A 24400-nucleotide genomic window follows, 5' to 3' on the forward strand; every position below is an offset into this window, starting at 1 on the left:
CAATCGTGTATTAGTAGATCAGACTTTGATTATTGATCAAATCCTGTAAATACAGTTGCTCACTTTGATTGGTCATCACCAGTACATCCTTATATGCCTGATTCGACTGGCCACGAACACTCAGCGTATTGGTTTTTGCATCCGTATCATAAATAATCTCGATATAGCTGGAAAGATTGGAACTGGTTGCATGACTGTCCAATATTTGCGACAAATCAATCTGGTCTTCTGCCATATCAAAGTCCGTTACATAATCCACAGCAGTTTCACCTGAAGCATTGAGCAACAATTCAAGAATATCATTGCCCTCGTTTAAGATGAATAATTCACTCACCGCCGCATCACTACTCAGCACGTTATCACCTGAATCACCCATTACAATACTGGTGACTTCATCCTCAGCATTGACAGGACGATCCACACCAAACACCTGATAAATCTGCTGTGAGGAAATACTGCCACCTGTTTCGAAATTGAAAGATTCGACCTCATGCGCACCACCAAGGAAGAAGTCTTTTACTGTAACCTTGTTGCTATTGCTGCCATTCACCTTAAGGATCAGGTCGTCACCCGATTTAGTTAGATAGTTACCCACCTGGCTAAAGGTAATTCCATTGCCAAACACCACCTGATCTGTACCTAGCTTTTCATCAATGACCATGGCACCTGAACTATAGTTATAGGTGGTGTTAAAGGCATCTAAATCCGTATTTTCAGGTGCTGTGTTTGCTGGCGCACTTTGCTGTGGCATGGTGATGCCAAATGCCCCAAAAATCTGCTCAGCGGTAATTTGCCCGCCAGTCTCAAACTGGAATGTTTCAACCAGATACTGACCTGCCAGGAAGAAGTTTTTCACCGTGACCTTATTGGTGTTGCTACCATTCACTTTCAGGATCAGGTCATCACCTGATTTGGTCAAATAACTTCCTACCTGATTAAAGGTAATACCATTTTTAAAGATGACCTTGTCATTGCCTGAATGTTCAGTAATGGTTAAAGCACCTGTGGTATAGTTATAGACAGTGTCACCTGCAACCTCACTGGAACCCTGATTTCCGCCACCTGTAGATGGCAATGTTAAACCAAACGCCCCAAAAACCTGCTCTGCCGTTAAATTACCACCCGTCTCAAATTCAAAGTTTTCAACCAGATAATTCCCTGCCAGGAAGAAGTTTTTCACAGTAACTTTATTGGTATTGCTACCATTCACCTTAAGAATGAGATCATCGCCTGATTTGGTTAAATAATTTCCAACCTGACTAAAAGTAATACCATTTTTAAAGATGACCTTATCATTGCCCGACTGTTCAGTAATGGTCAATTCGCCAGAGCTATAATTATAGGTTGTATCTCCCACGGGATTTGGTGGCGTTGGGGTTGTTCCTGATGGAATTGTCAGGCCGAATGCACCAAAGATTTGTTCAGCCGTTAACTGTCCACCTGTTTCAAACTGCAAGGTTTCAACCAGATACTGACCTGCCTTAAAGAAATTCTTGATGGTGACTTTATTGGTATTGCTACCATTTACTTTCAGGATCAGGTCATCCCCTGATTTGGTCAGATAATTACCCACCTGACTAAAGGTAATGCCATTCTTAAATAGAACTGTATCATTACCCGATTGTTCCGTGATCGTCATTGCACCAGAGCTATATTGATAAATGGTATCACCTGCTGGATCGGATGAACCTCCAGAAGAAGCATTGACCTTGACTGCAATTTGAGCCGCTGTGATGGTATAGCCTCCATTCGGCTGTACACTGCTAATTGCTTTCTCACCCCCCAGGAAGTGGTCCTTGACTCGGACCGACTGATTTGGATTATTGTCAATCGTCACAATCAGGTCATTATTTTCTTTGGTAAATTTAATCCTATCCTCGGTAATACCCTGATCCATCAACCAGAGAACATCTGTTCCACCACCTGTCTGGTTAATAGTCTCTGTACCATCAGCCAAGTAATAGAAATATTTATCATTCCCTGCACCGCCATCCAGGATATCGTGACCTGTACCGCCCCTCAGTGTATCGTCGCCCTGCCCGCCATAAAGGATGTCATTACCAGCCCCGCCATAAAGAATGTCGTTGTCCTGATCACCATACAGAATGTCGTCACCCTCATTACCTTCTAAATAATCAGCGCCTATCCCTCCATAAAGCGTATCATTTCCAGCCTGTCCCCACAGAGTATCATCTCCAGCCTGACCATAGATGATGTCATTGCCTGCACCTGAATAAACCTTGTCATCACCTGCACCCATTTCAAAGGTTTCATGGGTATCACGATAGCCCCAAACCTCATCATTATTGGCTGTACCATGATAGGTGACATGGTTTTCAATATAGGCATTATTCCAAATGGTTGAATCCACAAACTGAATTTCATTGACCTTATGATGACCACCCGTAAAGTAGTTTTGAATGGTCACTTGATCTGTCTGGTTGCTATGCTGGATGACCAGGTCAGTGCCATAACGATGGAGGCTTATGTCTGTTGTTGCAATACCCTGACCAAAACGCAATACATCAAATGAAACAGCGACATTGCTATAGTTCTGGCCTGCTGGACGCTCAATAATGGTGTCCTGACCATCCCCCAGATTAAACAGGTAAACCTCATCCCCAAATGAACCATAAATGGTATCGTTACCCTGACCACCCTCAACATAGACTGCACGCTGCGCCTCTGTCAGCTCCGTATCCTGAATAGCATGATAACCATCGTCATCTTGTATAAATTCATTTTGATTAGAACCATTTACAAATTGTCTTCGGTTTACATCAACGATCAGGATATCATCACCCGAACCGCCAGCAAGCAATCCAAGCTCATCACCATACAAACCTGTTAAGGTAAGATGATCCTGTCCATCGCCCCCATACAATTTGCCTTGTCCAGTTAAGGTATCATTGCCAGCCTGCCCCTCTAGGACACCCTGACCATTGAGAATGTCATTGCCCTCACCACCAAGCAAATGCCCAGCGCCTTCAATTTCATCATCACCTGCACCACCATCAAGATAACCTGTGGCATAGATTTTATCGTTACCTGCTCCGCCATACACAAAGTATTGGCTTTCTGGTGTTTCTGAATAGACTGAACGGCCATAAACAATGTCATCACCATCACCTGCATGAATCACATCATGATCGGTTGTTCCCTCAATGATATCGTCTAGTTCAGTTCCCTTAACCGCCTGAATATTGAGTGCAGCCTCATCCCACTCTGTTTGGTCATCAAAGCGAACTTTGTTGATTGGCTTATTGGATAGATAGTCACTAAATTGTGACTCAACAATCAGTTGGTCTCCCGTAATACGGTGGATAATGACCATATCCTGACCCACTTTTCTGACAATCAGGTCATCTGGATTGATATTAATGAACTCAATTGTATCAATATCGGTTTGACTCTTGGATTCGTACTGGATGGTGTCCTGCCCCCAGCCCAAATCAAGGCGATAAATATCGTTTCCTTGTCCACCAATCAGTACATCATCACCTGTACCACCAATTAAGATATCATCGCCCATCCCACCATTCAGTTGGTCGGAACCATCGCCTCCATCCAAAAGATCGTTGCCTGCTCCACCGTTGAGAACATCATCGCCAGTCCCGCCATAGAGCTGATCTGAACCATCACCTGCATCCAACAGATCGTTACCAGAACCACCGATAAGGACATCATTGCCATTGCCAGCATAGAGTTGGTCATTATCAGCACCACCCTCTAAATGATCATTGCCGTTGTCACCATAGAGCTGATCCTGTCCATCACCACCATAAAGCTGGTCTGAACCGATATTTCCATGAATGACATCATCACCAGCCTCACCTGAAATCGTGCTACCCGTTGTATAGGCTCTTAAAACATCAGCTTCTGCTGTTCCCAATAGAACCAAGGCTTTCACAGCCTCAATATCCAGTGTAGTACTGTCTGAGAACTGGATTTGGTCAATTCGGTAATACCCCAACGCATCCAAATAGAAATAGTTCTGTACCGTGATGCTGCTTTCACCGTCCACTGTACGAATCACCAAATCGTCATTATTACGTCGGAATGTGAAATCACCTTGGGTTAAACCATCTGTAAACTGGATAACATCCTGACGATTTTGGCCTGAGTCATAGTTGTTAACAATGTCATGACCAAAATTAGCAGCAAAGATATAGGTATCATTGCCAGCACCACCAGTTAGCTCATCATTGTCCATGCCACCAGTTAGTATATCGTCTCCAGAGCCAGCAATAAGAATATCGTTTCCTGCACCACCTTGGAGGTTATCGTTACCCTCATCACCATCAAGAAGATCATTTCCAGTCCCCCCAGTTAAGGTATCATTACCTAAACCACCATAAATCTGGTCATTATCAGCACCACCATCCAAGTAATCATCGCTATCGCCACCATAGAGTTGATCTAGTCCATCACCTCCATAAAGCTCATCTACGCCTGAATTACCATGAATGACATCATCGCCAGCCCCGCCAAAAATAGTACTACCAGTTGCATAAGCCTGTAAAAGATCAGCATTATCTGTACCTAACAAGACCAAAGCCTTAACAGCCTCAACATTCAAGATGGTATTGTCTGAGAACTTGATTTGGTCAATTCGGTAATTTCCGAAAGCATCAAAATTAAAATAATGCTGTACAGTGATACTGTTTTCACCCTCTCGCGTACGAATCACCAAATCATCGTTATTGCGTCGGAATGTGAGGTCACCCTGGATTAAACCATCCGTAAACTGAATAATGTCTTGACGACCTACCGTACTGTCATAGTTACTGATAATGTCATGACCAAAATTAGGGGCAAAAACATAGGTATCATTACCAGCGCCACCAGTTAATATATCCTGACCTGTGCCACCATCTAAAAGGTCATCGCCTTCACCACCATTTAGCTGATCATCCCCACTGCCACCAATTAAAGTATCATGACCTATATCACCATAAAGCTGGTCATCACCAGACCCACCGTCTAAATGGTCATTACCAGTTCCACCATATAGTTTGTCTACCCCATCACCACCATAAAGTTGGTCTGATCCTGTATTACCATAGATTACATCATCGCCAGCTTCCCCTGAAATGCTACTGCCTGTGGTATAGGCTCTTAAAATATCAGCTTCTGCTGTTCCCAATAGAACCAAGGCTTTCACAGCTTCAACATCTAGTGTGGTGTTGTCAGAAAACTGGATTTGGTCAATTCGGTAATGCCCCAACGCATCCAAATAGAAATAGTTCTGTACCGTGATGCTGCTTTCACCGTCCACTGTACGGATTACCAAGTCATCGTTATTGCGTTGGAATGTGAAGTCACCTTGGGTTAAACCATCTGTAAACTGGATAACATCCTGACGATTTTGGGCTGAGTCATAGTTGTAGATAATGTCATGACCAAAATTGGTGGCAAAAATATAGGTATCATTTCCATCCCCACCATCCAGTCGATCATCACCCTCGCCACCATTCAGTTGGTCATTCCCCTGACCTCCATAAATCGTATCTAAACCACTGCCTCCAGAAAGCTGATCTGACCCTACATGACCATAGATCACATCATCTCCAGCTTCACCTGAAATCGTGCTGCCTGCTGCATAAGCTCTTAAAACATCAGCGTCCATTGTTCCCAATAGAACCAAGGCTTTTACAGCTTGAACATCCAGTGTAGTGCTGTCAGAAAACTGGATTTGGTCAATTCGGTAATGCCCCAGCGCATCGGACTGGAAATAGTTCTGTACAGTGATGCTGTTTTCACCGTCCACTGTACGAATCACCAAGTCATCATTATTGCGTCGGAATGTGAAGTCACCTTGGGTTAAACCATCTGTAAACTGGATAACATCCTGACGATTTTGGGCTGAGTCATAGTTGTAGATAATGTCATGACCAAAATTGGTGGCAAAAACATAGGTATCATTTCCTGTACCACCATCCAACCGATCATTACCAGTTCCACCTGTCAAGGTATCATTTCCTGCATGACCATACAGGCTGTCGTTTCCTGCCAGACCATTGAGCTGATCAGCACTGTTATAACCATTGATTACATCATTACCTGCTGTTGCTGCAAGCACTTTTATTTTTATGGTTTCTACATCCCAGACTGTCTCATCTGCAAATACAATCTGGTCTATACGATATACTGTTGCACCATTGCTATCGAAATAATACTTGACTGTAACCTGATCATTTTCTGAATATTTAACGATCAGGTCATTACCTTGGCGGGTTACAGTTACATCAGTAGCAGTAATTCCGTCAGTGAAAATGATACGGTCTAGTTTACTGGCATTACTTTCAGAACTTTGTATCGTATCCTGACCATCACCCAAGCTAAAAATATAGGTGTCATTGCCAACACCACCATCCAGATAGTCATTCCCAGTTCCACCTGTCAAGGTGTCGTTACCTGCATAACCATACAGGCTGTCGTTTCCTGCCAGACCGTTAAGCTGGTCTGCACTGCTATATCCCTGAATCACATCATTGGCAGCTGTTGCTTCGAGGACTTTTGCCTTAACGACCTCAACATTCCAAACCGTTCCATCTGCAAATACAATCTGGTCTATACGATATGCTGTTGCACCATTGCTATCAAAATAGTTTTTAACCGTGATCTGATCATTTTCTGAATATTTAACAATCAGGTCATCGCCCTGACGTTTGAGGCTAACATCCGCAACCTCAATTCCGTCATCAAAGACAATCCGATCCAGTTTACTGGCATTGTTTTCATAACTTTGGATCGTATCCTGACCATCACCCAGACTAAAGACATAGCTATCATTGCCAGCACCTCCATCCAGATAGTCATTCCCAGTTCCACCTGTCAAGGTGTCATTGCCTGCATGACCATAAATCGTGTCATTGCCAGCTAAACCACTAAGTTGATCTGCACTGCTATATCCCTGAATCACATCATTGGCAGCTGTTGCTTCGAGGACTTTTGCCTTAACGACCTCAACATTCCAAACCGTTCCATCTGCAAATACAATCTGGTCTATACGATATGCTGTTGCACCATTTCTATCAAAATAGTTCTTAACTGTAACCTGATCATTTTCTGAATATTTAACAATCAGGTCATTATCCTGACGTTTGAGGCTAACATCCGCAACCTCAATTCCGTCACCAAAGACAATCCGATCCAGTTTACTGGCATTGTTTTCATAACTTTGGATCGTATCCTGACCATCACCCAGACTAAAGACATAGCTGTCATTGCCAACACCACCATCCAGATAGTCATTCCCAGTTCCACCTGTCAAGGTGTCATTGCCTGCATGACCATAAATCGTGTCATTGCCAGCTAAACCACTGAGTTGATCTGCAGTGTTATAGCCTTGAATCGTATCATTTGACTCGCTAGGAACAAGAACCTGCTGTTTGATATAGTCCACATCCCAGACTGTTCCATCTGCGAATACAATCTGGTCTATACGATATGCTGTTGCACCATTGCTATCAAAATAGTTTTTAACTATGATCTGATCTTGTTCAGAATATTTAACAACCAGGTCATTTCCCTGACGTTTAAGGCTAACATCCGCAACCTCAATTCCCTCATTGAAAACGATACGGTCTAGTTTATTAGGATTGTCTTCAGAACTTTGTATCGTATCTTGACCATCACCCAAGCTAAAAACATAGGTATCGTTGCCAGCCCCACCATCTAAATAATCATTGCCTGCACCACCAACTAGCGTATCATCACCACTTTCCCCATAAATTTTATCATTATCTGCTCCACCATCTAAATAATCATTCCCTGTACCACCATAGATAATGTCATCACCTTTGCCACCATAAACAACGTCATCGCCTCCTAAAGCAACAATACTGTCACTACCACCAAAGGCCTTAATCACGTTATTTTGTTCTGTTCCATTTAGGTTATCATCTAGGGCATAGACCGATTCTAATAATAAATCCCGTAGGTTCTCATCTGTAATTTCTTGGGCCTTTAGGGTGAACTGTTCTAATAACTCTTGGTACAATACTGCATTATTTGGATCCAACCCTTTGACAATTACATGAAATTTTTCAATCTCAGCCTTACCCATCTCAGAACTCATTAAGAATAAACGGGTTAATTGTTCAATCGCCAATCCAAAATCAGCATGCCAGATGCTATAAATATACTGCCATGGAGTTCCTGGAGAAGGCGGTAACTCATCATCAAATGTAGTCATGCGTTGTATAGATCGGCCTCCTCCAGAACCATTGGTCGTTCCAGCAAGGATGATTTCACACTGATAAACTTTTTCTTCCTTAAAAAGAATAAAGTCTATCCAGTCCCGTTCGCTGGTTTGCAGCATCAACTGACTATAGGCACTGGCAAGTACTTTTTGATAAAACCCTTCCAGTTCTCTAGCTGCTGAATGATGTGGCGGCCAACCATTCCATTCAGCTTCTTTACCCCAAAGTGCTTTTAAAATTTCAAATTGTTGTTTGCTCATTCCTTCTTGAGGATACGTTGTGGCCGAAGCAGATATATTTTGATTATTGGTCCAATGTAATAGAATTTGATGGGTAAGTGCCAACTGTTCTTCTGCTGGTGTAGAAGCAAACTGGCTGACTAAAGCTTTAAGTACACCTGTGGTGTCATTTGCCATTGCGGTATGTAGAGATGTAACTGAACCATAACCAGGAAAATTCGGCAGAGCCAGAATTTCTGCCGTTATCCCCTCTTCATCTTCCACCGTTCCTTGCCATACTGTATTTGAGGTGCTGACCTCAAATAATAGGGTTTCGGCTTTTCCTATTTTACTTGTCAAGACACCATTTTCTAACACTTCCTGGGTAAATGTAGCTTGATTGGTATGCACTACATTATTTTCATCTTTTACATCTATTGCCTGTTGATTGACTGAAATCGAGGTAATACCCAAATCCGATAAGCTAAAAAGTTCATTCGCTTGGGATATACCATCCTGATTTATATCTTTCCATATTTTAAGTTGTTGATAAATCTGGTCTTGGTCATTAATTATTTTGTCCTGATTTTCATCATATTGCGCGAGTGCCTGAAAACCATCGACCGCTTTATTGCCATTTGCCAGTAAAGTATCTGTACCAAATAGCTCACCACCATTATCTATAGTGCCATTATTATTCAAATCTAAGACAACAAACCCATCCTGTGGAGCAACCCATGAGGTTTTTTCTGCAAAGTGGTTCCCATCCAAATCGAAAAAAACACCTGAACCCAAGCCCACTGTATTGATTTGTCCATCGTGGTTTAAATCCAGAATGAGTGGGTCTGATCTGGTCGGTGGATTATGGGGAGGTAAAAAGTCTGGTGCTGGATCATTTGGTGGTTCGTCACTATTATAGACTGTAACAAAAAAAGCGATTCCTAAATCGGTATCACTCAAATCCTCTGTATTTAACCCTTTGAATTTAAAATCAATATTGCCTCTAACTTGATAAACTTTATAATTCTGTCCTGTTTTAATTACTGTAGCTCTACTTTGATCAGTATTATTCAGTAAATAACCAGACTTGGAAAAATCCAAAGGCTTTGTTAAAGTAAGCGACTCACTATAGTATGAATCTCTCGCCCCTCGTAACCATTGATCTTGATATTCTAATTTACCTTTACCATCTTCATCTTTTACAACTACATCCCTAAAGGCTTTATAGGTATCTACACCATTTCCACCCTCAAGTCGACCAGAACCTCTTAAGGTATCATGCCCTTCACCGCCATATAAACGGTCATCATCATTATCAGAAAAATCACCCCCAACTAAATAATCATCCCCACTTCCGCCATAAATAACATCTTTATCCTTACCGCCATAAAGATAATCTTTACCCGCACCCCCATAAATATAATCACGACCACCATGTCCATAGGCATGGTTTGTTGTTCCCTCATCTACTTCGGGATTACTCTCTTCTGCTGTATAAATAAAATCGGTGCCATCACTTCCAATAATAATATCATTACCAGCTCCGCCAACGCCTTTGTTATTATTTTTATCTACAGAAATTTCACTAAATTTCTCACCTGATAAATATAAGCTATCATCACCATCTCCTCCATACAAATAGTCTTCTCCATCCCCACCATATAGATTATCTCTCCCAGCTCCTCCATAAAGATAGTCTTTACCATTAAAACCATAAAGTGTATTTACTGTACCTGTATCATTTTGATCATTATATTCATCTCCTGCATAAAGCTCGTCATTCCCATCACCACCATAAATAGTATCATTACCACCTCCTCCTTGAACATAATTATCATCTATATCTCGTATTGCTGGATTATCAATTGGTGAAAGTCCTGTTCTAAATTGATTAACATCAATAATATCATCCCCTATTCCACCATATAAATAGTCAGCTCCCAATCCTCCATATATTTTATCACGCCCTTCTCCACCATAAATATGATCTGATCCACTATCCCCACTTAAAAAGTCATCTCCTCCATTACCATGAATTTCATCATTATCTGCCCCACCATATAATGAGTCTTTTCCACGCCCACCAGTCAGTTTATCATTACCTCCATTCCCTAGTAAAATATAAACATCTTCATTATCTTTACCCATTATGTCAGCTTCATCTGTTCCTGTTAGCTGAATGGAATCTGTTCTCCATTCATCCCAAGAAACATATATCCCCATAGAAAGAGATAAAGGCGATGCCACTAATTCTTTCATTCCCTCAGCAAATGCTTCCAATAACTCCTTAGCTATCTCATCTCTATGAATTTTTTCATTATTCTGCCATCCGCTCCCCATATTATTACTTACAAAAGTAAAGGCACTTGATAAAACAGTTAAAATTATACCTGCTGGGTTAAACTTTGGAGTAATTTTTGATATATCAGAAACAATTGATGCTATATCTGATACGATATCAAACACAATGTTACGCGCAATATATTCACTTTCTTCAAGCTCATCATTTAATAATAATATATTCGTCAATAAACGATGACCTAATCCAAGTGTTTTTAAAAAATCAGTCCCCATCAATAAATTTTTATTTACATTTGATACTAAATCAATACCATCTTTAATACCTAGCAACAATGACCTTATAGTTTCAGTTTCATTATTACTAGAATTATTATTTATTGCTGACCACATATTATTAACATAACTAATCGATGACAGTATATTCCCTCCTTTAGCATTGCTATTTATCTCCCAATATTTTTCAGCACTACTCAATATACGACCAATTTCACTAAAACTCATACCCACCTCTTAATTCTTCAAATAATCATAAATAAAGGCTCTTTTAACAAAAAAAGCATTAATATAGATGTATTTAACCTTAAAACAAGAACCTTCTTTTTTTTCCAACATATCTTTTTCAAGAATTGACCTTTTCTTTAATTCAAGATATGGTGTTCCCGATAAGTTCATTTGTTCAAGCCTATACTTCTTTCTATTTACACTTACACGAAACTCTATTCCCCCTCCTCTACTACCACTAGAGCGTATATAACATAAAACACCATTTTCAATATCACCATTATCCATTTTATATTTTGCAATTTCTGGAAATACAAAAAAATGTAAAATAAAATAAAATAAAATAAATAAAGGATTCAAAACAAGAATTAATCTTAAAAAAACATTTAATTTAAAATTAAAAGATATATCATTAATCATAAAAAACCTTTTTCATCTCATTACTTACATCAAAATACTTATTTCCATCTTGTACAACATTACCAATTCTACTCATTTTTGCCCCCAAAAGAGTTAAATTAAGATATATATTATTCAACCAAATCATAAATATATCTTTTGTTAAAAATAAAAAAATCTATAGATAAATATTTAACTTTATAGCAACCTCTATTTCCACCATATAGATTATAGTCATTAAATTTCTTTCTATGCCCATTAAAAACAAATGGAAAATCCATAATTAACATACTATCAATTTTATATTCACCACCATCAATAGTAAAATAATAATCATATGTACCATGCTTATTTTTTATTGTATTTGTTTGGCACATTATACCTGTTCTTATATTTTTAATATCCTGTGCTTTATACTTAACAAACTGAGGAATAAAAAAAATATTTAAAAAAAACATTAACACCAACAATAAGAACCCCAAAAAATAAATGTATGTATACATCAAACCATCATTCTTACTATCCATCTAACACTCCAAAATGGAACTATTATCCATTTCTAGTCTCTAAAACCATAAAAAATAATTTTTAAAAACATATTTCACATTGATGCAGAAAATATTTAAGCCTTTATTTTCTAAATAATAGGCTTTTGGGTCTCATTTTCTCCACTTCATTAAATAAACTAAACGTCTGATTCACATAGTTCACTACACCACTTATTTGATCCATATAGTGCATAAGTTCAGGTGTTTTCTCAGCTTGAATCAGTTTTATCGTGCGTGATGGATCATAGCCATCAAACTGACAGTAAAATAAAGGTTCACCGCGTTTTAAAATTAAATCTTTAGAAGTGTCATGCCATTCAAATGCCCACATGAGTGGTCGAGGCCAAATGTGAATCGGAAAACGCCCTCCAAAAATTGTGCCTGGTAGCGGATTCTTGCGGTAATGCCCAAAAGCATCCAGTTGAGTGAGATACACCACTTCATCTGCAATAAAGCAATACGGAAGTTTCAGTTGTAAGATTGGGACTTGAGCCATACGCCATTCATTTTCATTAACGAGTGTGAGCAGCTCTCGCAATTTATTGGCACGTACAGGCGACTGATCACCCAATACATTAACTAAAGTCGGCTTGCCCTGTGCATCCCTTGCAAAACGCAGGTGAAAGTCAAATGGGCAATTCACCGCGAAATAGCGACTTTCCAACTGTAATACCGCAGGACAACGGCTTGCTGACTTGGCATGTTTGGTTTGTGATTGCGAACGCATCCGATAAGGTGGTTCATATAGAATGGATGCTTTATCCTCTATTAAAAACCAGCCAACCTGAATTGGTCCTTCCCCGATATTTTTTTGATCATCTTCAATGGTAAAATGAATGTGCATTTTTAAGTTTGTTTTAAGCTTTCCATAATAAGCATATTACTATTGTTTTGCCTTTTTTCCATACAGAATTGTCTATATAATTTTTTGATTTATCTAGCAAAATGACTTTAAAATGAGAAACATTTATCCTTACAGTTGATTTCTCAGGTTGCCGAGAAACTATAAATTATAGAGTGAAGTCAACTTTCCATATTATCCACTATTTTTATAAATATTTTAGATCATAAAAAAGCCACCCTAAGGTGGCTTTCTTTACAACTTATTCTTTATCTTGTTCACGTTCAGGCAAGTCTTTCACGGCTTCAGCAATCAGACCAAACATATAGTTGCCATAGGCATTGGTTTTATCATAATGAAAACGCAATCTTGGCGTAATACGCGTCTTGATGCGACGGCTCAGTTCATGACGCAAAAAACCAGAAGCTTTATTGAGTACATCTAAAGTTTCCTTGTTGGCTGCCTCACTTTGATCATCACCCAGTTCACGTCCCATCACTGTGACATAAACTTCAGCATATCCCATGTCAGCACTGACTTTCACCGCAGAGATGGTCACCAGACCACCCAAACGTGGATCTTTAAGCTCCTGACGGATCAGCTCAGACAACTCACGTTGCACCGAATCCGCCATGCGCTTTAAGCGTTGGCTACCCGCCATTAAAGACTCCGTTTAATCAATTGAACATCATACACTTCGATCTTGTCTTGCACTTTGATGTCTTTATAGCCTTTCACTGCAAGACCACATTCCATACCTGCACGAACTTCTTCCACAACATCTTTATAGCGACGAAGAGATTCAAGCTCACCCTGGAATACCACCACATCATCACGTAATACGCGAATTGGCTTGTTACGATGTAATGTACCCTCAAGTACCATACAGCCTGCTGCTGCACCAAACTTACTCGAATGGAACACTTCACGGACTTCTGCAACACCCAGAATTGTTTCACGGTGTTCAGGGGCAAGCTTACCGCTCATTGCAGCTTTTACATCATCAATTAAATGATAGATCACGCTGTAATAACGGATATCAATGCCATCCTGATCAGATTTTTGACGCGCCGTATTGTCTGCACGCACGTTGAAACCTAATAACACTGCTTCAGAAGATTCAGCTAGGGTTACATCTGACTCAGTGATCGCACCAACGCCAGAACCGATGACACGTACTTTCACTTCATCAGTAGAAAGTTCATCAAGTGCAACATGAAGCGCTTCCAAAGTACCACGCACATCCGTTTTGAGTACAACATTCACATAAGGAACATCTTTTTTACCCATAGACGCCATGATGTTTTCAAGACGCATTGCACTTGCACGCTCTAAACGCTTATGACGTTCACGGTCTGAACGGGCATCGGCAACTTCACGCGCTTTCTTCTCGTCATTCACGACAAGTACTTCATCGCCTGCCATTGGTGCATCAGGTAAACCTAAGATTTCAACTGGAATCGAAGGGCCTGCTGATGTAATACGCTTACCATTTTCATCAACCATCGCACGTACACGACCATAAGATGAACCAGCAAGAACCAAATCACCAATGTTCAATGTACCATTTTGTACCAGAATCGACGTTACCGCACCGCGGCCTTTATCAACACGCGCTTCAATTACCACACCTTGCGCCGCACCTTCTGCTGAAGCTTTAAGCTCCATCAGTTCAGACTGAATCAAGATCAAGTCAAGCAGTTCATCAATTCCCGCACCAGAGTGCGCCGAAACTTTGGCAATCGGAACATCACCGCCCCACTCTTCAGGCACAATACCTTTAGTGGTCAATTCATTTAGTACGCGATCTGGATCCGCTGATTCCTTGTCCATCTTGTTGATAGCAACAATAATCGGTGTACCTGCTGCACGGGCATGGTCAATCGCTTCCGCGGTTTGTGGCATCACACCATCATCAGCCGCAACCACGAGAACCACGATATCAGTCGCTTTTGCACCACGTGCACGCATTGACGTAAACGCCGCGTGTCCTGGTGTGTCGAGGAAAGTAATAATGCCTTTCTCAGTTTCAACGTGGTATGCACCAATATGCTGGGTAATACCACCCGCTTCACCCGCAGCCACCTTAGAGCGACGGATACGGTCCAGTAATGATGTTTTACCATGGTCAACGTGACCCATGATCGTTACCACTGGTGGACGAGTGGTTTGCTCACCACGCGCTTCTTCAGCCGCAACCAACAAGTTATCTTCTGCCTGCGTATCAGAAACAAGAACAGGGTTATGCCCTAGTTCCTCAACCACAAGGACTGCTGTATCCTGGTCAATGGCCTGGTTCTGGGTCACAAGCTCACCCATTTTCATCAGGGTCTTGATGACTTCACGAACCTTAACCGCCATTTTTTGTGCAAGATCGGCAACGATGATCTTCTCACCAATCTCTACATCATAAATCTGTTTCTTAACAGGTTTTTCAAAACCATGTTTGTTTGACTGGCTGGTTTTCAAGCCACGCTTATGATGGCTCTTGCTAAAGCTCTGCTCCGCCTGGGCATCGCCACCACGACCACCTTTCTTACTTGCACGTGGATTTGCAGTTGCACCGCCACGCTTGATTTCACGGTCTTCCTTGTTGAAAGAATCTTCATACGCCTGACCAACAAGTCCAGCGGCTAAAGGTGAATCATCAATCACACGAATGGTTGTGGTTGCATCATCATTTGAATATTTCGAAGCCATCTGGCGCATTTGCTCCAGCGTACGCTTCTGTGCTTCTTCCGCAGCTTTACGACGTACAGCTTCTTCAGTCGCCTTTAACTTGGCTGCTTCTGCTTCACGGGCTTTTTTCTGTTCAGGTGTTTCTGTTGGCTTAACAACAGGCGCTTTAATCACCTTGTCACTACCACGTTTTTTCACCACAACTGCGGTTTTTGCAGGAGCTTGTGAAGCACTTTCAGAAGTATGCGCTGCACGCATGGCTTCCAAAGTCGCATTGGTTTTTTGTTCACCATGAATACGAGCTTTGCTATCCGCTTCTTCACGCCCTTTCTGCTCAGCACGGGCTTTCGCCTCAGCTTCGGCACGAGCTTTGGCTTCCGCAGCGATCTGCTCTGGATTTGGCTTGGCAAAAACCTGCTTTTTACGCACCTCAACATTGATACTTTTTGCTTTACCCGAAGTGCTGGTGACTTTGGCTGTATGGGTAGTTGTACGTTTCAACGCAATTTTTCCTGTGTTACCACCGCCCTGACCATGTACTTTTTTCAGGTGATTAACCAAAGTATCCTGCTGTTCAGTGGTAATAATGTCATCTGCTTTACGCTGTGGTAGACCTGCATCGCGAACCTGTTCCAGGAGTTTCTCTACAGGACGTTCTACGCTGAGCGCTAACTCTTGAATCGACTTGTCCGTCATCTATTATCTCCTAGTTAAACCATGATTCACGTGCTTTCATGATTAATTGACCTGCCTTGTCATGACCCAAGCCTTCGATATCTGAAATATCATCAGTCGCTTGGTCCGCCAAGTCATCAATCGTAACCACACCACGCGCCGCCAATGCATAGGCAATCTCGGTGGTCATACCATCCATACCGAGAAGTTCCGCACTTGGCTCTTGAATATTTTCCTGCTGTTTTAACGCATCGGTTAAAGCAGCCTCTTTTGCACGGCTTTGCAGCAATTCGACCAAATCAGCCTCAAGCTCGATTTCGTCAAATGTCTCAGCTGGCACATAGGCAATTTCTTCCAGAGAAGTGAAGCCCATTTCGACCAAAGCCATGGCCAAATCTTCTTCAATATCGAGACGGGATACAAACATATCCAGATATTGCTGTGCTTCATTTTGCTGACGAGCACGATACTCTTCTTCCAGCATCATGTCGAGTTTATAACCCGTTAATTCCGATGCCAAACGAACATTTTGCCCCTGCGAGCCAATGGCACGCGCCAACTGGTCATTGGTGGCGAAAATGATATCCGCACTGTGTGCATCTTCATCAAGGACGATTCCAGATACATCAGCTGGTTCCAATGCACTTGCGATATATTGCGCTGGGTCATCAGACCACACCACAACATCAATACGCTCACCATTCAACTCCTGCTGTACCGCCTGGATACGTGTACCACGCATCCCAATACAAGCACCCACAGGGTCAATACGATGGTCATTGGTTTTCACTGCAATTTTAGCACGAACACCTGGCTGACGCGCTGCCGCCTTAATTTCAATGATTTCTTCAGAAATTTCTGGAATTTCTTTCTTCATCAAGGCAATCAGCATTTCAGGACGTGCACGTGACAATAATAATTGCGCACCACGACCTTCACGGTTAACGTTATACAAAATGGCATTGATACGTTGTTTAGGACGTAAAATCTCTTTGTGAATAGTTTCTTCACGTGCCAAATACGCTTCAGCATTGTCACCAAGGTCAATGATAAAGCCATCTTTGGTTTGCTTTTTCACTTCACCATAAATCAGCTCGCCCACTTTAGACTCATAAGCATCTGCGACCAGTGCACGCTCTGCCTCACGAATCTTTTGCACAATCACCTGCTTGGCAATTTGCGCTGCAATACGGCCAAATTCAATCGACTCAACTTCCAGCTCACGCACATCACCAATTGACCACTTCGATGGGTCTACATCAGAAATGGCATCCTGGCATGCAGGCATTTCATGATCTTCATCCGCAACGACAGTCCATTGACGGAACGTGCGGTAATCACCTGTTTTACGATCAATCTCAACGCGAAGCTGAGCTTCTTCCGAATGTGTGCCTTCGTAAAACTTTTTCTTCGTTGCCGCAACCAGCGCTTGCTCTAGGGCTTGGAAGATTGCTTCACGACTAACACCTTTTTCATTACTAACCGTTTCTGCAACGGTAAGAATTTCACGGCCCATAAGTCACCTACCGATTTCTTATACAATTAAGTTAATATTAGTCTTGATAGATTAAGTTTGCTTTATCAATATTATTACTATCGATTTCAAGCATATGCTTACCATCCACTTCAACCTGAATCATTTCATTTTCCAGATCAACGGAAAGCAGTTTTGCCTGAAATTTACGACGGTTCTCGACGGCAGCAATGAGTCGTAAAGCGACCTGTTGCCCAATATACCCAGACATTTGTGACAACTGAAAGAATGGACGGTCCCAGCCTGGTGAGGATACTTCCAGGGCATACTCACCTGAAATTGGATCATGGACATCAAGCATGGCACCAACCTGTTGCGTCACGCGAACACAGTCTTCAACACCAATGCCACGCCCTTGTTCAACCTCACCCTCTTCATTCAGGACAGGTTCAGCACTCTCATCAATCGGTTTATCAATAAAAATGCGTAATAAAGAACGTTTACCTTGTGGCAGGAACTCAATCCCCCATAAATCTACACCACAGGCAGCCACAGCTGGTGCGATAAGATCATATAATGCTTGAGATTTATTTGATAATTTCATTTACTCTCGTTGCTCTCATGCGAGCCAATCAATCCCGTATAGTGAAGCATGATGTTCTTGATCACGCCATACGACTCATATCGACACTACACGACAGCCAAACAACCAATAAAAAAGGGCGTAAATCGCCCCTATTTTACACAGAAAAGCATTGCCCACTGTGCAAAAAGGCCCACCTTACTGTGAGCCTCCTTTAAGAAACTTGGTAGCGGGAGCTGGATTTGAACCAACGACCTTCGGGTTATGAGCCCGACGAGCTACCAGACTGCTCCATCCCGCATCAACGTGCAAAAATTATATACAAATATAAAAAAAAGTCAATTTAAGTTTTCTTTACATTTGCCTGATTAAGTTGCACCTTAATCAAATGGTAGCGGGAGCTGGATTTGAACCAACGACCTTCGGGTTATGAGCCCGACGAGCTACCAGACTGCTCCATCCCGCATCAACAATCACTGCAACACCAAACTTACTGGTTATTAAGCTTGGTGCGGAAGGGGGGACTTGAACCCCCACGCCCGAAAGCACTACCACCTCAAGGTAGCGTGTCTACCAATTCCACCACCACCGCAGCTTTCTGGGACGCATTCTATTCCTTTAAATCCCAAAAGGAAAGTATTAATTCGACTTATTCAGACGTTTTTGGTGCATTTGATGAAGTTTCAGGCGATGTTGCAGGAACAGACGTTGAACTTTGCACAGTTTTTAAACTATAGGCATCTGTGGTCTGTTTTTTCGCAAAAATCGCCAGGGTTAAACTGGTGACGAAAAACAATGCAGTAAAGATCGCAGTTAAACGGGTCAGGAAATTTCCCGCACCAGATGCACCAAACACAGTCGCCGCACCACCGCCACCGAATGACGCGCCCGCTTCCGCCCCCTTACCTTGTTGTACCAGAACCAATGCAATAATTAAAATTGCTAAAATGATATGTACAACAAGTATAAAACTATACATTTCTATTCCCCGTTATTTATTTTGTGCAAATGCTTTTGCAATTTGGTAAAAAGATTGTGCGTTGAGTGATGCACCACCGACCAAAGCGCCATTAATATCTGGACAGGCCGCTAATTCATCTGCATTTTCAGGCTTAACACTACCACCATATAAGATCGCCATTTGCGCACCTACAGGCGTAATTTGCTTTAGCCCCTCACGGATTTTTGCATGCATGGCTTGGGCATCTGCTGGTGAAGCGGTCTTACCCGTGCCAATCGCCCAGATCGGCTCATAAGCAATCACAATGTTTTGCCACTGTTCAGGCTTCACCACTGAGGCGATATCACAGATTTGTTGCAATACCACTTGCTCAGCCAGTCCCTGCTCACGTTGCTCAAGGCTTTCACCCACACAGTAAATGACGTTAAGCCCAGCATTCAGCGCATTATACAATTTTGACTGAAGTGTTTCGACACCATCACCGAATAATTCACGACGCTCGGAATGGCCAACCAGAACAAAATCAATTTGGCTATCCTTGAGTAATTCTGCACTCACTTCACCTGTATACGCACCCGTTCCAGCTACACGTGATACATCCTGAGCCACCGTAAAGATTGTCCGAGTCGCATCCTTGAGCTGTGCCTGAACATTGGTAAGGGCGATCGCAATTGGTGCCATACCAATATGACATTGATCAGAAGAGATATTACCCTGTTGTAATAGCTGTTTAAATTCTTCTACTAATTGAAAAGCGTCAGCATGCATTGGATTCATTTTCCAATTGCCAACAACCCAAGGGGCAATGGTCGGACTCGACATACTTTGATCTACTGATAATTTCTAAAAAATGCTGCATATTTTACACGGATTTTTATAAAATTCAGTTTTTTTATCTGGTTTAACCTGATAACCACTTTACAGATGTTTGTAAAAATTAATGTTATAAGGGTATAGCATTCTATTTATTTGAAAATAGGACATTTCCTGACTGATTTTATTATTTCCATTTTTAGGTAATTGTCTTGGTTTTAGAAAATTAATTTGTAAAAAATTCGATCAGTTCAAAGTTTTAGATACGAATCAAGTCAAAAACGACACTTTCTCTAGTAGTATTTTTACGCAACAAAAGTATAATTTTGTAAGATAGCTATTATAAACATTTATTGTCACAAGGCGGACAGATGTCAGGATTACATACGTCTCCAAAATTTTCGGGGTTCATTCGGCGTTTAGTCGAAGAGGGGCATTTGCCTGCATCAAACATGCAGAATGCCATTGATGCGGCAAAAAAGGCCCAACAGGATATTGTGGCTCACCTGATTGAACATCAGCGCCTCTCACCACTCACAGTTGCAGAAAGTATTTCCCATGAATTCGGTGAACCTCTGTTCGACTTGGCTGTATATGATACAGGCTTATTACCTAAAGACTTAACTGACAATAAGCTAATACAAAAACATCGGGTTGTACCTTTGGTGCAACGCGGCCAAATCTTATATGTTGCGACCAGCAACCCGACCAATATTGATTCATTAGATGCCATTCGTTTTAATACCAAGCTCAATATTGAACCGATTATTGTTGAACACAACAAACTTGAGAAACTGATTGAACAACAGTTTGGTGATAGTGGTAGTTTTGACTTCGGTGATAGTGAAGACTTTGATTTAGATGGCATCGATGTTGCTACTGATACCAATAAAGAAGACGATGACACCAATACCCAAACTGATGAATCACCCATTGTAAAGTACATCAATAAATTACTGATTGATGCGATTCGAATGGGAGCCTCAGATCTACATTTTGAGCCATATGAAAAAACATATCGGGTCCGTTATCGTGTGGATGGTGTTTTACGCCAGATTGCCAATCCACCTTTACAAATGGCAAATCGTCTCGCGTCCCGTTTAAAAGTCATGTCACAGATGGACATTTCTGAAAAACGTATGCCACAGGATGGGCGTATTAAGCTTAAGCTATCCAAAACCAAAGCCATTGACTTTCGTGTCAACTCTTTACCCACCCTGTTTGGTGAAAAACTAGTACTCCGTATCCTTGATCCATCCAGTGCAATGTTGGGAATTGAAGCACTTGGCTACGAAGACGAACAAAAGGCCTTATTTCTCGAAGCATTGGATAAGCCTCAAGGTATGTTGCTCATCACAGGTCCAACAGGTTCAGGTAAAACGGTCTCCCTATATACAGGTTTAAATATCCTGAACACTGAAGACACCAATATCTCTACAGCAGAAGACCCTGTCGAGATTAACCTGGAAGGGATTAACCAAGTCAATGTTAATCCTAAAACAGGGCTAACGTTCTCTGCTGCACTAAAGGCATTCTTACGTCAAGATCCAGATGTGATTATGGTAGGTGAGATTCGTGATCTTGAAACTGCTGAAATTGCCATTAAAGCCGCTCAGACAGGTCACATGGTGATGTCAACCCTACACACCAACAGTGCACCTGAAACTCTAACCCGTTTACGTAACATGGGGGTTCCTTCCTTTAATATCGCAACTTCAGTCAATCTGGTTATTGCACAACGCTTGGCACGTCGTTTATGTGCTCAATGTAAGGAAGTTGTGGAAATTCCAAAACAGAGTCTGTTAGAACTCGGTTTTACTGAACAAGATCTCGCAGACCCCGAATTCAAAATATTTCAACCTATTGGCTGTGGCGAATGTAGGGAAGGTTACAAAGGCCGTGTCGGTATTTATGAAGTCATGAAAGTGACGCCAGAAATATCTAAAATTATCATGGAAGATGGCAATGCCCTGCAAATTGCAGCAGCCTCGGAAAAAGCGGGATTTAACAATTTACGACGTTCGGGTTTGAAAAAAGTGATACAGGGGATTACCTCCCTACAGGAAGTCAACCGGGTCACCAGTGAATAAAATCAATAAAAAGGATTACAATCATGGCAGCTAAAAAAGCGCAAATGATGCCTACTTTTGCTTATGACGGAGTAGACCGTAAAGGGGCAAAAATTAAAGGGGAGTTACCAGCTCGTAATATGGCTTTGGCCAAAGTCACATTACGGAAACAAGGGGTTACCATTAAGAACATTCGAGAAAAACGTACAAATATTCTCGAAGGATTGATGAAGAAAAAAGTCACCACACTAGATATCACCATCTTTACCCGTCAGCTAGCCACCATGATGAAAGCTGGTGTACCATTGGTTCAAGGCTTTGAAATTGTTGCAGAGGGTTTGGAAAACCCTGCAATGCGTGAAGTAGTGTTAGGAATAAAGGGTGAGGTAGAAGGAGGTAATACTTTTGCAGGTGCACTCAAGAAATATCCACAATATTTCGATAATCTGTTCTGTTCCCTAGTTGAGTCAGGAGAGCAATCTGGTGCGCTTGAAACAATGCTGGATCGAGTAGCAATCTATAAAGAAAAAAGTGAATTACTCAAACAAAAAATTAAAAAAGCTATGAAATATCCAGCTACAGTGATTGTGGTTGCTGTAGTTGTCACCATTATTTTGATGGTGAAAGTAGTACCTGTTTTCCAAGATTTATTTAATTCTTTTGGTGCTGATCTGCCAGCCTTTACCAAAATGGTAGTCAATATGTCCAAGTGGATGCAGGAATACTGGTTTATTCTAATTATCGCAATTGCTATCATTATTGCTAGTTTTTTAGAGGCAAAAAAACGTAGTAAAAAGTTCCGTGACCTTTTAGATAAAATGGCACTCAAAGCTCCCATTTTTGGCGATTTAGTCTACAAGGCAATTATCGCCCGTTATAGCAGAACACTTGCCACCACATTTGCAGCGGGGGTACCTCTTATAGATGCGCTTGAATCAACAGCTGGTGCAACCAATAATGTGATTTTTGAAAAAGCAGTAATGAAAATTCGTGAAGATGTCGCCACAGGCCAACAATTACAATTTGCGATGCGAGTATCCAACCGCTTCCCATCTATGGCAATTCAAATGGTAGCGATTGGTGAAGAATCTGGAGCCTTGGACAGTATGCTGGATAAAGTGGCAACTCATTATGAAAATGAGGTGGACAATGCAGTAGATGGCTTAACTGCAATGATGGAACCTCTTATTATGGCAATTCTAGGTGTCTTAGTCGGTGGTTTAGTTATTGCAATGTACCTCCCAATCTTCCAAATGGGTCAAGTAGTTTAATGCAACAATTTTTTTTATATCTTATCGAAAACCCAGCTGCACTGTACATCGCAGTTGGGCTTTTGAGTTTATGTATTGGCAGTTTTCTTAACGTTGTCATTTTTCGCACTCCGAAAATGATGGAACAAGAATGGCATCAGGAATGCCAAATGCTGCTTCACCCAGAGCAGCCATTTATTGATCAAAGTAAGTTAACACTAAGCCAACCTGCCTCAACCTGTCCTCAATGTAAATCCTCTATTCGCTGGTATCAAAATATACCTGTAATTAGTTGGATCCTACTTCGTGGCAGATGTGGTTCTTGTCAGAATCCAATTAGTATTCGCTATCCATTGATTGAACTTCTCACCATGATTTGTTCATTAATCGTTGTAGCAGTATTTGGTTCAACCATTCAGATGCTCTTTGGTTTAGTCCTCACATGGATATTGATTACACTCACTTTTATTGATTTCGACACACAATTGTTACCAGACCGTTTTACGCTTCCTTTGGCAGCACTAGGCTTAGGAATTAACAGTTTTGCAATTTATACAACTGCCACGTCAGCGATTTGGGGTTATTTGATTGGTTTCCTCTGCCTATGGGTCGTTTACTATTTTTTTAAATTGGTGACTGGTAAAGAAGGCATGGGATATGGTGACTTTAAGTTGCTTGCTGCCTTGGGTGCATGGATGGGTACCATGATGCTTCCACTTATTGTCCTGCTTTCTTCAGTCGTGGGTGCCATTATTGGTATTATTCTCATGAAAATACGTGGTGAAAACCAGCCCTTTGCCTTTGGTCCCTATATCGCCATTGCAGGCTGGATCGCATTTTTATGGGGTGATCAGATTATGAAAGTCTATTTAGGTGGTTAA

General features: G+C 41.5%; 13 protein-coding genes and 3 tRNA genes. 3 read left to right on the forward strand and 13 right to left on the reverse strand.

What is annotated here, in order from left to right; genetic code table 11:
* Positions 1-10: 10 nt before the first annotated feature.
* The 13 genes from N5J47_RS05790 to tpiA all read right to left on the reverse strand — a co-directional run bounded on the left by N5J47_RS05790 (position 11) and on the right by tpiA (position 20209).
* Complete coding sequence (locus N5J47_RS05790) at positions 11-10954, reverse strand: calcium-binding protein (RefSeq protein WP_279996963.1); 10944 nt, start codon at positions 10952-10954, stop codon at positions 11-13.
* A gap of 282 nt (positions 10955-11236) precedes the next feature.
* Positions 11237-11647, reverse strand: coding sequence for a hypothetical protein (locus N5J47_RS05795; RefSeq protein ID WP_279961143.1), 411 nt, complete (start codon positions 11645-11647; stop codon positions 11237-11239).
* A 110-nt stretch (positions 11648-11757) separates the two neighbouring features.
* Positions 11758-12153 (reverse strand): hypothetical protein, encoded by a 396-nt coding sequence (locus N5J47_RS05800; RefSeq protein WP_279961142.1) that lies wholly within the window; start codon positions 12151-12153, stop codon positions 11758-11760.
* 103 nt (positions 12154-12256) lie between these two features.
* A complete protein-coding gene (locus N5J47_RS05805; protein WP_279961141.1) occupies positions 12257-13018 on the reverse strand; it encodes a hypothetical protein in 762 nt (253 codons plus the stop codon).
* Between the two features lie 259 nt (positions 13019-13277).
* Entirely contained in the window at positions 13278-13676 is a 399-nt protein-coding gene (locus N5J47_RS05810; protein ID WP_267981460.1) for a ribosome-binding factor A, read from the reverse strand.
* On the reverse strand, positions 13676-16390 hold the full coding sequence (gene infB / locus N5J47_RS05815; RefSeq protein ID WP_279961140.1) for a translation initiation factor IF-2: 2715 nt from the start codon (positions 16388-16390) through the stop codon (positions 13676-13678). Before infB ends, N5J47_RS05810 begins: the two co-directional genes overlap by 1 nt.
* A gap of 10 nt (positions 16391-16400) precedes the next feature.
* Complete coding sequence (nusA, locus tag N5J47_RS05820) at positions 16401-17885, reverse strand: transcription termination factor NusA (protein WP_267981463.1); 1485 nt, start codon at positions 17883-17885, stop codon at positions 16401-16403.
* Between the two features lie 37 nt (positions 17886-17922).
* The gene (gene rimP / locus N5J47_RS05825; RefSeq protein WP_279961139.1) at positions 17923-18447 is read right to left on the reverse strand and encodes a ribosome maturation factor RimP; all 525 of its coding nucleotides are present in this window, start codon (positions 18445-18447) and stop codon (positions 17923-17925) included.
* A gap of 203 nt (positions 18448-18650) precedes the next feature.
* Positions 18651-18727: transfer RNA gene (locus N5J47_RS05830), tRNA-Met, on the reverse strand.
* Between the two features lie 88 nt (positions 18728-18815).
* Positions 18816-18892 (reverse strand) — tRNA-Met (locus N5J47_RS05835).
* Positions 18893-18933: 41 nt separating this feature from the next.
* Positions 18934-19018: transfer RNA gene (locus tag N5J47_RS05840), tRNA-Leu, on the reverse strand.
* Positions 19019-19075: 57 nt separating this feature from the next.
* The gene (gene secG, locus N5J47_RS05845; RefSeq protein WP_279961138.1) at positions 19076-19405 is read right to left on the reverse strand and encodes a preprotein translocase subunit SecG; all 330 of its coding nucleotides are present in this window, start codon (positions 19403-19405) and stop codon (positions 19076-19078) included.
* A 12-nt stretch (positions 19406-19417) separates the two neighbouring features.
* Entirely contained in the window at positions 19418-20209 is a 792-nt protein-coding gene (tpiA, locus tag N5J47_RS05850; RefSeq protein WP_267981469.1) for a triose-phosphate isomerase, read from the reverse strand.
* Positions 20210-20571: 362 nt separating this feature from the next.
* On the opposite strand from tpiA, the gene pilB reads away from it, so the two are divergent.
* From pilB to N5J47_RS05865, 3 genes are read left to right on the forward strand one after another with little or no spacing between them, the layout of a single operon-like run.
* A complete protein-coding gene (pilB, locus tag N5J47_RS05855; RefSeq protein WP_279961137.1) occupies positions 20572-22290 on the forward strand; it encodes a type IV-A pilus assembly ATPase PilB in 1719 nt (572 codons plus the stop codon).
* Positions 22291-22313: 23 nt separating this feature from the next.
* Complete coding sequence (locus N5J47_RS05860) at positions 22314-23540, forward strand: type II secretion system F family protein (RefSeq protein ID WP_279961136.1); 1227 nt, start codon at positions 22314-22316, stop codon at positions 23538-23540.
* Positions 23540-24400 (forward strand): A24 family peptidase, encoded by an 861-nt coding sequence (locus N5J47_RS05865; RefSeq protein WP_279961135.1) that lies wholly within the window; start codon positions 23540-23542, stop codon positions 24398-24400. Before N5J47_RS05860 ends, N5J47_RS05865 begins: the two co-directional genes overlap by 1 nt.

Source organism: Acinetobacter sp. GD03645, from assembly GCF_029845285.1.
GTDB classification, from domain to species: domain Bacteria; phylum Pseudomonadota; class Gammaproteobacteria; order Pseudomonadales; family Moraxellaceae; genus Acinetobacter; species Acinetobacter corruptisaponis.

Coding starts and splice junctions, on each gene's coding strand:
- N5J47_RS05795 (WP_279961143.1), bottom strand. CDS start 11,647: ATGATTAATGATATATCTTTTAATTTTAAATTAAATGTTTTTTTAAGA.
- N5J47_RS05800 (WP_279961142.1), bottom strand. CDS start 12,153: ATGGATAGTAAGAATGATGGTTTGATGTATACATACATTTATTTTTTG.
- N5J47_RS05805 (WP_279961141.1), bottom strand. CDS start 13,018: ATGCACATTCATTTTACCATTGAAGATGATCAAAAAAATATCGGGGAA.
- N5J47_RS05810 (WP_267981460.1), bottom strand. CDS start 13,676: ATGGCGGGTAGCCAACGCTTAAAGCGCATGGCGGATTCGGTGCAACGT.
- infB (WP_279961140.1), bottom strand. CDS start 16,390: ATGACGGACAAGTCGATTCAAGAGTTAGCGCTCAGCGTAGAACGTCCT.
- nusA (WP_267981463.1), bottom strand. CDS start 17,885: ATGGGCCGTGAAATTCTTACCGTTGCAGAAACGGTTAGTAATGAAAAA.
- rimP (WP_279961139.1), bottom strand. CDS start 18,447: ATGAAATTATCAAATAAATCTCAAGCATTATATGATCTTATCGCACCA.
- secG (WP_279961138.1), bottom strand. CDS start 19,405: ATGTATAGTTTTATACTTGTTGTACATATCATTTTAGCAATTTTAATT.
- tpiA (WP_267981469.1), bottom strand. CDS start 20,209: ATGTCGAGTCCGACCATTGCCCCTTGGGTTGTTGGCAATTGGAAAATG.
- pilB (WP_279961137.1), top strand. CDS start 20,572: ATGTCAGGATTACATACGTCTCCAAAATTTTCGGGGTTCATTCGGCGT.
- N5J47_RS05860 (WP_279961136.1), top strand. CDS start 22,314: ATGGCAGCTAAAAAAGCGCAAATGATGCCTACTTTTGCTTATGACGGA.
- N5J47_RS05865 (WP_279961135.1), top strand. CDS start 23,540: ATGCAACAATTTTTTTTATATCTTATCGAAAACCCAGCTGCACTGTAC.